Genomic DNA, 14,929 nt, shown 5'->3' on the forward strand with positions numbered 1-14,929 from the left:
TCAAAAACCTAATAAGACAAAAGTTGGCTCATTGTATAATTAAATACAGCAAGATAAAAAAGAGAGTTAAAGCAAAAAAACTAGTACGATATTGGTACCAAATCAAATACATGGAAGATTGTTGCTATGGTGGTTCTTACTATTTGAATAGATGAATTCAAAGTATATTCTGGAGGAGTGATTGAAGAAGAAATTACAAAAAGGTGAAAACATATTGAAAACATTTAAATGAAAGCATATAATAGAAGGTGTGATTACCAAAGTATTGGGGGGATTTTTATGGATTTAAATTCCTACATAGACAATATGAGAGATGACATTATAAAATCAGTTCAAGAGTTGGTCAGGATAAAAAGCGTACAAGATGAACCGAAACCAGGAATGCCTTATGGAGAAGGTATTGCTAAGGCATTGGACAAAGCTTTAGAGATTGCACAAAGTTTAGGCTTAAAAACTAAAAATGTGGATGGCTATGTAGGGTATGCAGAATACGGCGAAGGAGAAGAAATGATAGGAGTTTTGGGACATTTAGATGTGGTTCCAGAAGGTGATGGGTGGACTTATCCACCTTATGGTGCTGAAATCCATGATGGAAAGATATATGGAAGAGGTACTGTAGATGATAAGGGACCGATAATCGCTGCTTTATATGGCTTAAAAGCTATAAAAGATGCAGGATTAGAACTTTCCAGAAGAGTGAGGATTTTATTTGGTACAAATGAAGAGACTGGTTCTCATGAAATTCCTTATTATTTAAAACACGATGAAGCGCCTACAATGGGCTTTACTCCTGATGCTCAATATCCCATCATATATGCAGAAAAGGGAATAACAATGTTTAATGTAGTAAAAGACTTTAATAAAAAGCCCAGCAATATAGTTATAAAATACATCAAAGGTGGAGAAAGGCCTAATGTAGTGCCAGGCTTTTGTGAAGCTGGATTAAAGGTAAAAGAGGCAAATAAGAAGAAAGAAATTCAAGATAAGCTAGAAGCTTTCGTAAAAGAGACGGGTTACAATTTGAAGGCTGAAGAAAAAGACGAAATGCTTGTAATCAAATCAGTAGGGGTTTCGGCTCATGGCAGCCTTCCACACTTAGGGAAAAATGCTATAATGCAGCTATTTCTCTTCCTTGACAGAATCGATTTAGAAGATAGCGATGTCAAAGATTTTATACATTTCTTCGCTACAAATATTGGAATAGAAACAAACGGAAAAACTTTTGGAATATACTTAAAAGATGAAACAGGAGAATTGACTTTTAACGTTGGTACTATTCAATTAGATGAAAGCAAAGGAGTATTAGGTTTAAATATCAGGTATCCTGTAAAATATAAATATGAGGATTGGATGAATATTTTTGAGAATAAAATCAAAACTAATGGAATGAGAATAGAAGACATGCTCCATCAGCCACCTTTGTATTTCCCACCAGCCCATCCTTTGATAAAAACTTTGAGCAAGGTTTATGAAGAACAGACAGGACAGAAGGCAGAGCTTTTAGCAATAGGTGGAGGAACTTACGCGAAAGAGATGCCTAACACAGTGGCTTTTGGGCCTGTTTTCCCAGGCAAGCCAGAGTTAGCACATCAAGCGGATGAATATATAGAAATTGAAGATTTGATATTAAATGCAAAAATTTATGCTCACGCTATATATGAATTAGCAAAATAAAATCCCTCTTTTGAGGGATTTTATTTTAAACTAAAATATAGTTTGTTTTCCTCTACTATAAATCCTAATTCTTTCCAAGGCAAAGATATAACACAAAATGATATTCTTATTTGGCGATTTTTACTATATAGTATATGTTATTATGCAACTAAGTGGTTTTATATTATAAATTCTATTAAAACGTTTAAATTCCTTCTTTGTATTAAAAAATTTGAGATTGACATGTTTTAGAAGGATGTGTATAATAAAAATATAGAAAGTGGGGTTATAGCTCAGCTGGTCAGAGCGCTACGCTCACATCGTAGAGGTCACAGGTTCGATTCCTGTTAACCCCACCAGTAAAATAGCGAGTTTCCGGTACTTAGTTAGTACCGGGTTTTTTGTTTTATTGCCTATTTGGTGCCAAAACTTTTTATGGTTTGGAAGATTCTTTTTATTTCAGGGCCACATAAAAGCATTGTAAGGAAATAAAAGTCGCCTCTTGACATATTATCGAAATGCTGTAGAATGGTATTATAATGAAAATCTTATCAGAGTTTTCTGTTTAAAAACTATTGTATGGAGGTTGTATAATGTACATTCCGACAATTAGCCCTTATGCTTTTAAAATTGGACCTATTGACGTTCATTGGTATGGAATTTTTATGGCTATTTCCATTGCTATTGGTGGATATTATTTGTACCGACAAGCTATGAAATTGAACTACGATGAAGATTTTTTGCTTAATCTTTTGATGATTGTAGTAATTTCGGGAGTTGTAGGTGCCCGACTTATGTTTGTGTTGGCAAATTACCCTGAGTGGTTTATTAAAGATCCTGTTCAGGTTTTAAAAATTTATGAAGGCGGATTATCTTGGCATGGAGCAGTTTTAGGTGGTTTTTTGGCAGGGCTTTATTATTGTCGTAAAAAAGGTGTGAGGATAAATCCTTTGGAGGATTTTGCTGTTTTAGGACTTTCAATTGGTAATATATTAGTCAGAATAGGCAATATATTTAACCAAGAAGTATTAGGAAGGCCTACAGAATTTGCTTTTGGCAGATGGCCTGCACAGCTGGTAGGAGTTGCAATGGGAATAATTCTTCTTATAAGGTATTTTTATATACAAAAAAAACATATGCCTGATGGATATCAATTTTGGTCTTTTATATTTTATTATCAGTTGATGAGAGGATTAATTGAAGAAACCGTAAGGGATAATCCTTTGATATGGCCTGTATATTTAAATGAAAAATGGGGAATAGGTTTTTTTACTTTAACTCAGTTAGTAACACCTTTCATTTTAATTTTGGCCTATTGGATGATTAGAAGGGTTTTAAATGACCCCAATAAACAATTTTACAATTAAACACTGCCCTTGAGGCAGTTTCAGACTGTAGACAAACTTTCGAGAATAGGATATTTTGCATAAGGAACGACTTGTGACAAAGCGGCAACAAAACTTAGCAAGACCAAGGGTGGAGGCAGGGCCGAAGCCACGGATGGCGGAGGCGGGCACTAAGACAGGGATGTCGAATGTGCCCGGTACCCTGCCAGAACCCGAAGGTCGAGCTTTAGTTTTGTCGCTTTGGAACATCGGAGTGACGATGCAAAATATCCTATTTTAAAATTTTTGACTTTGTCAACAAGCTGAAACTGCCGTTGAGGCAGTTTTCTTATTTAAGGCAAATTGAATTAATCTTTAACTATTGATAAATCTAAAAGGGAACTACTTTATTTTACAACATTTTAATGGTAAAATTATATTTGATAAATTTTTTACAGAGGAGCTGAAAAGATGGAAAAAAGAAAAGTTTTTGATGATTTATTAGTTAGGATTGACCAAATGGCAAGAGAAATTGATGATATGGATGAATTTTATGGTGAAGTTGTTAAGATATTAGCAGACAATGTTCCTTACTACAATTGGACAGGTTTTTATTTCATGAAGGATGGAGAGTTAGTAATAGGACCTTATATTGGTAGACCTACAGAGCATGTGAGAATTAAAGTAGGACAGGGAGTTTGTGGAAGAGCTGTTGCAGAAAAAAATACTATAATTGTTGATGATGTCACTAAAGAAGACAATTATCTTGCCTGCAGCCTTGAGACGAAATCGGAAATTGTAGTGCCAATATGGGCTAATGGCGACATAATAGGAGAAATAGATATTGACAGCGATGATTTAGCTGCTTTTGATGAAGAAGATAAAAGATTTTTAGAAAAAGTTGCAGAAATTATAAGTCGAAAACTCAAAAAATAGATTTCCATTGATTTTTTGTGGTATAATAATTGTGTCAGGAAGGAGGATAGGCTATGAGAGAAAGAGTAGAAGAAGTATTAGAGCTTCTAAGGCCATCTCTTCAAGCAGACGGAGGAGATGTGGAACTTATTGACGTTACAGAGGATGGAATTGTAAAGGTAAGGCTGACAGGTGCTTGTGGAGGGTGCCCTTTTGCTACGTTGACGCTGAAAGAAGGCATTGAAAGGGCCATCAAAGAAGAAATTCCTGAAGTTAAGGAAGTAATAGCAGTTTAAAAATCCGGGTTATCCGGATTTTTTTATTATATAAGCGGAAATTTTTAACAATACATAGAATAGTGTAAGAGTATTGTTATCAAGATTAAGATTGTATATAGAGGATTGTATGTATGTCAGAATTGTGGGATTGTAGTAAATGGCGACGTGAATGGAGCAGTAAACATATTACGAAGAGTATCTCCGAATCTTAAAAAAGATAGGGGTAGAGGGTTCTTGGACAACCCAGTTAGGATAAAAGTATCCTAACGAATCTCCCTTTTCTATAAGAGGGAGAGGTTCAAGGGATTGATGCTAAAGGTGGTATTTTTACTAATTATAAAGGAAATGATATTAAAGAAGAAATGGTTACACTGGATTTTGTAAAATTAAAAGGTAATTATTTTGATTTAAGAAATCCAGAGACAAATGCTCATGATATAGCAAGAAGTTAAAAAATAGATAAAATTTCTTTGATTAAATCTGGCTATGTGAATAATTTTTATTTGACTGGTAAACCAGCTGTGAATATGATTGGAATTTTATAATGATAATATAACTATTGAAACAAATAGGGAAGGAATAATTGAAAATTGGGAGGAGGATTAAAATGGACAATGAAATTTTGAAACTTGAAGCGGCTGAAGAATTAGGACTTCTTGAAAAGGTAAAAAAAGTTGGATGGTCGAAGTTGTCTGCCCAAGAAACAGGGAAGATAGGTTCAATAGTTAAGAAAAAGATGAAATTGCAACAAGAGGTAGGAAAAAAGGAAAAGTTGTGATATACTCTATTTGAGGTGAATTGCCATGGGGGATAAAAATTTGTTTGAAAAAGCTGCTCGCCTCATTAAGCAGTCAAGAAAAACTATTGTATTGACAGGAGCAGGTATATCAACGGAAAGTGGTATACCTGATTTTAGAAGTCCCGGAAGGGGTTTGTGGGAGAACTTAGATCCAATGGAGGTTTTGTCAACGGGAGTATTGTACAATTTCCCGGAGGAATTTTATAAAGTTGGCTTCAAGATTTTGTCTTCAATGAGAAATGCTGAGCCTAATGAAGCTCATTACATATTAAGCGAAATGGAGAAAGAAGGTATAATTTTTGGAGTAATTACACAAAATATAGACAATCTTCATCAAAAAGCTGGTTCTAAAAATGTATTTGAAGTCCACGGCAATACGAGAGAAGGAAGTTGTTTACGTTGTGGTAAAAAAGTTTCTTTTGAAGTTTTAGAGGAAAAAGTAAGTAAAAAACAAATTCCTCCTCGCTGTGATGATTGTAATGGCGTATTGCGCCCAGATGTGGTGCTTTTTGGAGACCCTATGCCTTATGCATTTGATTTGGCAGTAAAAGAAGTAAAGTCCAGCGATTTATTAATAGTCATAGGTTCTTCCTTGGCAGTTTCGCCAGTGAACTTTTTGCCAGATACAGTAAGACATTTGATAATTATAAATGCGACAGAGACTCCCTATGATTATAAAGCTGATGTAGTTATAAGAGAAAAAGCAAGTTATGCTCTTAGAAATATATGGGATATAATAAAATTTCAATAAAAAAATTTGACAATTTGATATATAAGTGCTATGATAGAGAAGTAAATTATTTATCAAGTTTGGAGGAAGATATAAATGGTAAGAGGTAAAGTAAAATGGTTTAATGCCGAGAAAGGCTATGGCTTTATTGAAAGGGAGGATGGCACAGACGTATTTGTCCATTACTCAGCAATTGAAGGCGATGGCTTTAAGACATTAGAGGAAGGACAAAAAGTTGAATTCGAGGTAGTTGAAGCTACAAAAGGACCACAAGCTTCTAAGGTAAGAAAGGTAAACTGACGCGAAATCAAACCCTAACATTAAATATGTTAGGGTTTTTTGATATAGGAGGTATTTACGATGAGGGATTATATTGTGCGAGCTACAGCTTATAATAATAAAATATTAGCTATTGCAGCTTTTTCAACACAAACTGCCCAGAAGGCTAAAGAAATTCACAATCTCACACCTACCACTTGTGCAGCTTTAGGAAGAGCTTTGACAGCTGTCGCGATGATGAGAGTTATGATGAAGGGAGAAAAAGATAAGGTTACCTTAGTTATAAAAGGTGATGGACCGATTGGGAATATCGTTGTAGTGTCAAATTACCCGGGAATTGTCAAAGGGTATGTAGGGAATCCTACAGTGGATTTACCACTGTCTGAAAAAGGGAAATTAGATGTAGGCAAAGCTGTTGGTAAAAATGGATATGTGACTGTCATAAAGGATATAGGTTTAAAAGAACCCTACGTTGGAACTGTAGAGCTTCAAACTGGGGAAATCGGAGAAGATATAGCCTATTATTTTTATACCTCTGAACAGGTACCTTCTGCTGTTGGGGTAGGAGTGTTAGTTGGAAAAGAAGGAAATGTTTTAGCTTCTGGAGGCTTTATTATACAATTATTGCCTAATATTGAAGAAGAAGTTGTAGCAAAGGTAGAGGAAGCACTCAAGAATATTTCTTCAGTGACAGAATTGTTAAGGAAAGGATATCTGCCAGAAGATATATTGAACCATATATTAGGGGAGATGGGACTTAATATTTTAGAAAGAGTAGATTTAAAATATGAATGTGATTGTTCACAAGAAAGATTTGAAACTGCTATAATTGCTCTTGGAAAAGAGGAGATAAAAAAACTTATTGCAGAAGGACAATCAGTTGAAGCTGTATGCCATTTTTGTGGTAAAAAGTATCTGATAGAGGAAAGTAGGCTTAAAGAATTGCTGAGAATTGCAGAGGAATAAAGCAAATTTAAGAGAATAATTGATATTTTTTATTCTTAATTAGACGTAAAGGCGAAAAAATCCTCAAAATAGTGTTGACTAATAGCAGTTTTTTATGTATACTATTACTTGCACGGCAGTAAAATGGTCGTATAGCTCAGCTGGGAGAGCACCTGCCTTACAAGCAGGGGGTCATAGGTTCAAGTCCTATTGCGACCACCACGGCCCAATAGCTCAGTTGGTTAGAGCGCCAGCCTGTCACGCTGGAGGTCGAGGGTTCAAGTCCCTTTTGGGTCGCCAGTTATGCCTCGATAGCTCAGTAGGTAGAGCAAGGGACTGAAAATCCCTGTGTCAGTGGTTCGATTCCACTTCGAGGCACCATTTGTGCGGACATAGCTCAGTTGGTAGAGCATCACCTTGCCAAGGTGAGGGTCGCGAGTTCGAGTCTCGTTGTCCGCTCCAGTATGGCGACATAGCCAAGTGGTAAGGCAGAGGTCTGCAAAACCTTTATTCCCCGGTTCGAATCCGGGTGTCGCCTCCATAAAAATATGAAACTTTAGTGAATAAGGTTATGAAAAAGCCCTGGAAGGGGCTTATATTTTTTAATTTTTAAAATCTAATTGTTTATAGTCTTTTGGGTAGGAGGGAAATTATGGAGAAAATTATCGACATAGAAAATATAGAACAAATTATAAAGGAAAATGATATGGTATTTCTTTATTTTTCTACACAAGATTGCGGAATATGTACTTCATTGCTTCCTAAACTTGAAGGAATGCTAGTAAACTATCCAAAAATAAAAAGTTTTCACATTCCTATTGACGAGATTCCGCTGGCTTCTGGTAAGTTTTCTGTTTTTACTGTTCCTACTGTAATAGTTTATGTGGATGGAAAAGAGGCAATAAGAGAGGCTCGTTTTATAAGTATGGACACATTGGAAGAAAAAATTTCAAAATATTACTCTCTTTTCTTTGAAGAAACTGCATAAAATTTTATGTAAAATTTTTTCATTTTTAATTTAAATTTAATTTGCTAAAGTAGTAGTTTTTTTGCCAAAATTTTTATATAATATTATGGGGTTGTTAAATGTTTTTTTGTGGAGGAAGCATTGTGAAGGGGAGAAACATTCTTATTGTCGATGATAACAAACTTACAAGGAAAATTTTGAAAGATATTTTAGAAAATGCTGGGTATGGGGTGCTAGAGGCTAAAGATGGAGAAGAGGCTTTACAAATATACAGGAATAAACTACCTGATATGGTAATATTAGATATAGTTATGCCAGGCATGAATGGCTTTGACCTTTTAAGAATTTTGAGGAAAGAAGAAGAAAATTTGATGCTTCCTATAATACTTTTGACTTCACAGGACAATTTTGAAGAAAAAATTAAAGGGTTGGAATTGGGTGCAGATGATTATTTAGTGAAACCTTTTAATGACAAAGAACTTCTGTTTAAAGTCAATAATTTGTTTCAGCGGATAGAACACAACAGAATGGCCAACCCTCTTACTGGTCTTAGAGGAAATATTGACATTAAAGAAGAAATAAAAAGGCGAATTAAAGAAAACAAGCCTTATGCCATTTTGTATATTGATTTGGACAATTTTAAGTCTTATAATGATTACTATGGTTTTCTAAGAGGAGATAATGTAATAAAACTTACAGCCAAAATTTTATCAGATGCTGTAAATCTGATTGGAAATGAAAGAGATTTTTTGGGACACATAGGTGGAGATGATTTTGTGATAATTACTACTCCTGATAAAGCTGAAGAGATGTGTAAGTATATAATTTCTCGCTTTGATGAGGAAATAAAGTATTTATATGACGATGAAGATAGAAAACGGGGTTACATAGAGACAATTGGTAGGACTGGCGAAAAGATGATGTTTCCACTGGTGTCAATTTCTATTGCTATTGTCACAAATGAATTTAGAGATTTTAAAAATGATTTGGAAATAAGTGCAGTAGCTGCTGAATTGAAAAAGAAATTAAAGACAATGGATGGAAGTTGTTATTTAAAAGATAGAAGAAAAGGTTAAAGAAAAGGTTAAGGGCATACAACAGTATGCCCTATCTTTGTATAAAAGAGGTGAAAAAATGTCTAATCCCTTTGTTCCCCATGGCAATTTTAAATGGGTTGTAATTGATGGAAGAGAGAGGGAAATTGGAGATAGTTTGTCTAAGTTAGGGATAAAAGTCTTATATACTGAAAAATGTGCAGATTTATACGATGCTATTTCTTTTCATCCCGATATACTTTTGCATCCCTTAGGAGACAGAGAAATCATTGTAGCTCCCAATGTGACACCAGAGTTTATACGCAAATTGAAATTAATAGGTTTAAAAGTAAAAATAGGACAAACTTTTTTGAAACGTAACTATCCTTATGATATCGCATATAATGTAGCAAGATTGGGAAACACAGCTTTTCACAATTTCAAGTACACAGATCCTGTTTTGAGAGAGTCCTTAGAAAAAAAAGGTGTCAAGTTTTTAAATGTAAAGCAAGGTTATACAAAATGTAATATGGCAATCATAGATGATAATAGCTTTATAACTTCAGACAAAGGAATATTTGAGGTAGCAGTTAGCAATGGTTTTGAAGCGCTTTTGATAGAACCCGGAGGTGTTTTTTTAAAGGGTTTTGAATACGGGTTTATTGGCGGTGCAATGGGGCTTATAGGAGAGAAAAAATTAGCAGTAACTGGTGTATTTAATTCACATAAAAATTATGAAAAAATTATTGAATTTTTAAATAAAAAAGGAATTGAAATTGTTTATCTTACTTTTAAACAAATAAAAGACATTGGTTCCATCATTCCACTGATTTAAAACAGATAAAAATGATAAAAAGACACATATACTATTAACGAAGGGAGTGAGAAAATTGCAACTATTTTCCATAGGTGTTTCAAAGGATTTAAAACTAGATGCAGAAAATTTAAAACATGGCTTAAAAAATTTAGCTGAAAATGGTATAAAGATTGCGATAAATTCTAATGTGTGTGGCTCAGTTACCTATTATAGCTTAAAAGTGGAGGATAAACAAGGCTTTAGCAATGTTGCGAGAATAAGAAATTATATAGCGGAAGCTATTTCAGATATAATTGTTAACCAAATTGACAAACGGATAATAAAAAAATTAATCAATAAATATTACCATTATTTTTCAGAAGATGAAAAGGAGGAAATAGAAAAAATCGCTTACAATATTTTAGAAGATGATGTGAATAAAGAGACATTTAAATTAGCAAAAAAAGAGCAAATTTTTGTATTGGTAAGAGATTTTTTAAAAGAGAGTGATTATATAGACTTAGAAGGGTTTGTGAACTTTAGACTGAGGGATTTTATTGGTGAACTTAGCGAAGTAACAGATAAGGCTGTTGATGAATTTTTAATGAAAAAAGAGTACAATGAGTTTATAGGTTTACTTAAATACTTCGTCGAATTACAGGATTCAAAAGTTGAAATATTGAATATCATTGTCGATAAAAATGGCAAATTTAAACTTTATGATGAAAATGACAAACCAATATCTAATGATTTTATTAATGAAATAGTTGCTGAATTAAAAGATGGTGTTATAAGTGATGAAGATGCTTTGATAAGCACGCTTATAACCATTGCTCCTAAAAAAATATTTTTTCATTCTATTAACAATATGAGAGATAATGAAATTCTAGAGACGGTTAAAAAAGTTTTTAATGACAAAGTAGAAATTTGCTATGGCTGTGAATTGTGTTCAAAGATTAAATGTGAAAAATAGCCCAGCTTAAGGCTGGGTTTTAAAATTCGTCAAAATCTGATATTATTATATTTGTGATTTTTTAAAATTTAGAGGTGGTGGAATGCAATTTTTAACAAGGATGCTATTTTTAGCTTTTGTAGGAGCAGCTATTGGATGGCTTACGAATTTTGTCGCCGTTAAAATGTTATTTAAGCCTTTGAAACCTGTAAAAATTTTCGGTATTACGTTACAAGGACTTATCCCTAAAAGAAAATATGAAATTGCTAAATCAATAGGTGAAATTGTGGAAAGGGAATTGTTATCTTTTAATGATTTATGGGACAGGCTTTTAACAGAAGAAAATCGCAAGTTTCTATTATCGAATTTGGACTTAAAAGTTAAAGAAGTTACAGAAAATAAACTTCCTTCTTTTCTTCCCAAGGCTATAAAAGAGATGATATCAAACTACATTGGTGATATTATAAATAGAGAAGTAGAAGTATTTTTAAATTCTCCTTCTAATGAAGTGGTAGAGATTATTTCAACAAAACTTAAAATATCAGAAATTGTAGAGGAAAAAATAAAAAGCTTCAAATTAGAAAAATTGGAGGATGTGGTGATAAAAATTGCTCACAGTGAACTTTATATGATAGAGATTATGGGGGGAGTTTTAGGGTTTCTAATAGGAGTATTGCAAGCAATTGTGATACAATTTTTATAAGTTATTATTGACAAATGTCCGAGAGGAAGATATAATGATTAAAAAATTAAATATTAAAGCAATGAGGGGGAAAGTAGATATTTAAAGAACATCACAGAGATTGAATGACATAGGCTGAGATCATTCAAATGTTCTGAATATCGAAGACCACCCCGGAGCTGCGGATGATGAGTCCGAACGGTTATTCCGATATAATACCAGAGTATAAAAAAGAGTGGAACCGCAGATAACCTCTGCCTCTTTACGGGGTAAGAGGTTTTTTATTTAAGAGAAAAATTTTACAAAGGAGGTAATTGAATGATTATAATATTAAAGGATGGCACACAAAGAGAATTTGAAAAGGGTATGACAGTTTATGAAATAGCTAAAAGTATAAGTGAAAGATTAGCAAAAGAAGCCGTCGGTGGAAAGTTTAATGGCAAAGTAGTGGAACTTAATACAAAAATTGAAGAGGACGGAAAATTAGAAATTTTGACTTTTGATGATGAAGAAGGAAAAAAAATTTATTGGCACACTTCTTCCCATATTTTAGCACAAGCTGTAAAAAGGCTTTTTAAAGATGTGAAATTGGCAATTGGTCCAGCCATAGACAATGGTTTTTACTATGATTTCGACACAGATAGGCCTTTTACAACGGAAGACTTTGAGGCTATAGAGCAGGAAATGAATAAAATTATAAAAGAGGATTATAAGTTGGAAAGATTTGTTCTTCCAAAGGATAAAGCTATAAAATTAATGGAGGGAAAAGGTGAACCTTATAAAGTGGAGCTAATTAAAGAGATACCAGAAGGGGAGGAAATTTCTTTTTACAAACAAGGAGAATTTACTGACCTTTGCGCAGGACCTCACCTTATGTCAACAGGTATGGTAAAGACTATTAAATTGTTATCAGTTGCTGGTGCCTACTGGAAAGGCGACGAAAAAAATAAAATGCTTCAAAGAATATATGGAATAAGCTTTCCTAAAAAAAGCATGTTAGATGAATATTTACATATGTTAGAAGAAGCAAAAAAGAGAGACCATAGAAAATTAGGGAAAGAGCTGGATTTGTTTAGTATCCACCCTGAAGGACCAGGCTTTCCATTTTTCCATCCTAAAGGAATGATTATAAGAAACATTTTAGAAGATTTTTGGCGTAAGGAACATATGAAGCACGGTTATCAGGAAATAAAAACACCTATAATTTTAAATGAGGAATTGTGGCGTAGATCTGGACACTGGGACCATTACAAAGAAAATATGTATTTTACTGAAATAGACGGTGAAACTTACGCGATAAAACCCATGAATTGTCCTGGAGCAATGCTTGTTTACAAATCTACAATGCATAGTTACAGGGATTTACCCTTAAGACTTTGTGAATTGGGTTTAGTGCATAGACATGAACTTTCAGGAGTTTTGCATGGGCTTATGAGAGTAAGAAGTTTTACTCAGGATGATGCTCACTTGTTTATGACTCCTGAGCAGGTAGAAGACGAAATTTTAGGGGTTATAAATTTAGTGGATTATTTCTATAAAATCTTTGGCTTTGAGTATTTTGTTGAATTGTCTACACGTCCTGAAAATTCTATGGGGTCTGATGAAGACTGGGAATTGGCCACAAATGCTTTGATTTCTGCTTTAAACCGCGTGAATTTACCATATAAAGTTAATGAGGGGGATGGTGCATTTTACGGACCCAAAATAGATTTTCATTTAAAAGACAGCATAGGTCGTACATGGCAATGTGGAACTATCCAATTAGATTTCCAGATGCCTGAAAGGTTTGAACTGGAGTATATAGGCCCAGATGGAGAAAAACACAGACCTATAATGTTACACAGGGTAATTTACGGAAGTATAGAAAGATTTATTGGAATTCTTACTGAACATTTTGCGGGGGCTTTCCCAACTTGGCTGGCGCCAGTACAAGTTAGAGTTTTGCCTATATCTGATAAACACTATGCTTATGCCCAAAATGTATATGGGCGTCTGTTGGAAAATGACATAAGAGCTGAATTGGACGACAGAAATGAAAAAGTAGGATACAAAATACGAGAGGCACAACTTCAAAAGATTCCCTATATGCTGATTGTAGGGGATAAAGAAGTAGAACAAGGGACAGTATCTTTAAGGTCAAGAAAAGAAGGGGATCTAGGTGCTATTTCCTTAAGTGAGTTTATAGAAAAAATTCTTAAAGAAATCGCTACAAAAGCTTTATAAAATCAAAATGCTCCTTTAAGGGGCATTTTGATTTATTGTTTATTGAAAGAATTTAAAAAACGTGATAATCTAAAATTAAAATATCAATTTTGAGGGAGAGGTATGAAAAAGAACTTAGAGGTTTACAAGCATTTGAAATACAACATAAAAATGAATATGATAAATGGTCTTGCATGGGCTATAGGCTTTAATATGGTTAACCCTTTTATTGGAATATATGCCATAAAATTAGGAGCCGACGATTTTCAGGTATCTCTTTTAAATTCTCTTCCCGCCCTTATGGTGGTAATTGGAGTAATTCCTGTGACCTACTTGATTAATAGCTTAAAGAATGTTCATAAATTTGCTTATATTGTTCTTTATATTGCACGAGCTTTTTATTTTTTACTTGCTCTTGCTCCCTTTTTTGATAAGGAGTTCCAACCGTGGATTGTAGTCATATTAGTAGGAGTAATGAATTTACCTTCTATGGCAGTTGGTATGTGTTGGCAGTCTTTTATGAGTGAATTAATTCCTCCAGAATATAGAAGTAAAGTTTTCGCTGACAGAAATTTTTGGACGACAATTGTGGCAACAATTACAGTTTTGGTAACAGGATGGTTGCTTGATAAAATAGTTTTCCCTATTAATTATCAAGTAATATTTACTGTTGCATTTATTTTCGGATTAATAGAATCTTATTATTTTTCAAGGTTTCATGTAGTAAAAAGAGATTTGGATGAAGCCAAGCCCGGAAGTTTTTATGAAGCTTTTAGAAACATGTTTGAGTCTAAGAAATTTATATATTTTAATGTAACTTCTTTTATATATTATTTTGCATGGATGATGGCTTGGCCCATCTTTACCATATATAAGGTAAATTTTTTGCATGCTAACAATGCATGGATGAGTATATTTACTATTGTTTCCTCTATTGGGTCTATTTTAGCTTTTTATAAATGGGCTGACCTGTCCAACAAAAGGGGAAACGGATTTGCTGTTGCATTAAGTGCATTGCTTCTAGGATTTATTCCCCTCATGTGGGCTACAGCTAAAAACCTTTATGTTGGCGCTATTTTTGATTTTTTAGGGGGTATAGCTGTAGGAGGTTATAACATGTTGCTCTTAAATTGGCTGTTAGAGCTTTTACCTCCTACTTCAGAAAAAATGAATTACATCGCCGTGTTTACATTAATTACTCAAATTTCCGCTTTTATTGCTCCTATGTTTGGAATGTGGCTTTATACACAAATGGGTTATGTAGCTTTTATGATTTTAACAGGTATTGCAAGAATAGTAGTGAGTATTTTGTACTTTTTAGTAGCTAATTATGAAGATGAGATTAAAGAAATTGAAGCAAAGCAGTGAGGAG

General features: G+C 33.8%; 15 protein-coding genes, 6 tRNA genes and 1 other annotated feature. All 21 genes read left to right on the plus strand.

The window, feature by feature from the left end:
• The first annotated feature begins 279 nt into the window (after positions 1–279).
• The 21 genes from pepV (at position 280) to THEBR_RS03930 (ending at position 14,925) form a co-directional block, all read left to right on the plus strand.
• On the plus strand, positions 280–1,674 hold the full coding sequence (gene pepV / locus THEBR_RS03825) for a dipeptidase PepV (RefSeq protein WP_003867222.1): 1,395 nt from the start codon (positions 280–282) through the stop codon (positions 1,672–1,674).
• A 261-nt stretch (positions 1,675–1,935) separates the two neighbouring features.
• Positions 1,936–2,012 (plus strand) — tRNA-Val (locus THEBR_RS03830).
• A gap of 234 nt (positions 2,013–2,246) precedes the next feature.
• On the plus strand, positions 2,247–3,020 hold the full coding sequence (locus THEBR_RS03835) for a prolipoprotein diacylglyceryl transferase (protein ID WP_003867223.1): 774 nt from the start codon (positions 2,247–2,249) through the stop codon (positions 3,018–3,020).
• Positions 3,021–3,449: 429 nt separating this feature from the next.
• The gene (locus THEBR_RS03845) at positions 3,450–3,914 is read left to right on the plus strand and encodes a GAF domain-containing protein (RefSeq protein WP_012269161.1); all 465 of its coding nucleotides are present in this window, start codon (positions 3,450–3,452) and stop codon (positions 3,912–3,914) included.
• Between the two features lie 53 nt (positions 3,915–3,967).
• Positions 3,968–4,189 carry a NifU family protein gene (locus THEBR_RS03850; protein ID WP_003867225.1) on the plus strand — a complete coding sequence of 74 codons (222 nt, stop codon included), beginning with the start codon at positions 3,968–3,970 and terminating at the stop codon, positions 4,187–4,189.
• 589 nt (positions 4,190–4,778) lie between these two features.
• Positions 4,779–4,949 (plus strand): alpha/beta-type small acid-soluble spore protein, encoded by a 171-nt coding sequence (locus THEBR_RS03855; RefSeq protein ID WP_003867226.1) that lies wholly within the window; start codon positions 4,779–4,781, stop codon positions 4,947–4,949.
• A gap of 25 nt (positions 4,950–4,974) precedes the next feature.
• Positions 4,975–5,721: an NAD-dependent protein deacylase gene (locus THEBR_RS03860; RefSeq protein ID WP_009052587.1), complete on the plus strand. Its 747-nt coding sequence runs from the start codon at positions 4,975–4,977 to the stop codon at positions 5,719–5,721.
• 75 nt (positions 5,722–5,796) lie between these two features.
• Positions 5,797–6,000: a cold-shock protein gene (locus THEBR_RS03865; protein WP_009052586.1), complete on the plus strand. Its 204-nt coding sequence runs from the start codon at positions 5,797–5,799 to the stop codon at positions 5,998–6,000.
• A gap of 60 nt (positions 6,001–6,060) precedes the next feature.
• The gene (hslO, locus tag THEBR_RS03870; protein WP_009052585.1) at positions 6,061–6,945 is read left to right on the plus strand and encodes an Hsp33 family molecular chaperone HslO; all 885 of its coding nucleotides are present in this window, start codon (positions 6,061–6,063) and stop codon (positions 6,943–6,945) included.
• Positions 6,946–7,070: 125 nt separating this feature from the next.
• Positions 7,071–7,146: transfer RNA gene (locus THEBR_RS03875), tRNA-Val, on the plus strand.
• Position 7,147: 1 nt separating this feature from the next.
• A tRNA-Asp gene (locus tag THEBR_RS03880) sits at positions 7,148–7,224 on the plus strand.
• A gap of 5 nt (positions 7,225–7,229) precedes the next feature.
• Positions 7,230–7,305 (plus strand) — tRNA-Phe (locus THEBR_RS03885).
• Between the two features lie 5 nt (positions 7,306–7,310).
• Positions 7,311–7,386 (plus strand) — tRNA-Gly (locus THEBR_RS03890).
• 4 nt (positions 7,387–7,390) lie between these two features.
• Positions 7,391–7,465: transfer RNA gene (locus tag THEBR_RS03895), tRNA-Cys, on the plus strand.
• Between the two features lie 111 nt (positions 7,466–7,576).
• On the plus strand, positions 7,577–7,912 hold the full coding sequence (locus THEBR_RS03900; RefSeq protein WP_003867230.1) for a thioredoxin family protein: 336 nt from the start codon (positions 7,577–7,579) through the stop codon (positions 7,910–7,912).
• A 122-nt stretch (positions 7,913–8,034) separates the two neighbouring features.
• Positions 8,035–8,967, plus strand: coding sequence for a GGDEF domain-containing response regulator (locus THEBR_RS03905; protein ID WP_003867231.1), 933 nt, complete (start codon positions 8,035–8,037; stop codon positions 8,965–8,967).
• A 58-nt stretch (positions 8,968–9,025) separates the two neighbouring features.
• Positions 9,026–9,760, plus strand: coding sequence for a DUF6873 family GME fold protein (locus THEBR_RS03910; RefSeq protein ID WP_003867232.1), 735 nt, complete (start codon positions 9,026–9,028; stop codon positions 9,758–9,760).
• A gap of 55 nt (positions 9,761–9,815) precedes the next feature.
• The gene (gene ytxC / locus THEBR_RS03915; protein ID WP_012269163.1) at positions 9,816–10,694 is read left to right on the plus strand and encodes a putative sporulation protein YtxC; all 879 of its coding nucleotides are present in this window, start codon (positions 9,816–9,818) and stop codon (positions 10,692–10,694) included.
• An 82-nt stretch (positions 10,695–10,776) separates the two neighbouring features.
• Positions 10,777–11,376 (plus strand): DUF445 domain-containing protein, encoded by a 600-nt coding sequence (locus THEBR_RS03920; RefSeq protein WP_012269164.1) that lies wholly within the window; start codon positions 10,777–10,779, stop codon positions 11,374–11,376.
• Positions 11,377–11,428: 52 nt separating this feature from the next.
• Positions 11,429–11,620: a binding site (T-box leader), on the plus strand.
• Between the two features lie 53 nt (positions 11,621–11,673).
• The gene (gene thrS, locus THEBR_RS03925; protein ID WP_012269165.1) at positions 11,674–13,578 is read left to right on the plus strand and encodes a threonine--tRNA ligase; all 1,905 of its coding nucleotides are present in this window, start codon (positions 11,674–11,676) and stop codon (positions 13,576–13,578) included.
• Positions 13,579–13,680: 102 nt separating this feature from the next.
• A complete protein-coding gene (locus tag THEBR_RS03930; protein WP_012269166.1) occupies positions 13,681–14,925 on the plus strand; it encodes an MFS transporter in 1,245 nt (414 codons plus the stop codon).
• Positions 14,926–14,929 lie beyond the last annotated feature (4 nt).

The organism is Thermoanaerobacter brockii subsp. finnii Ako-1, assembly GCF_000175295.2.
Classification (GTDB): Bacteria; Bacillota; Thermoanaerobacteria; order Thermoanaerobacterales; family Thermoanaerobacteraceae; genus Thermoanaerobacter; species Thermoanaerobacter pseudethanolicus.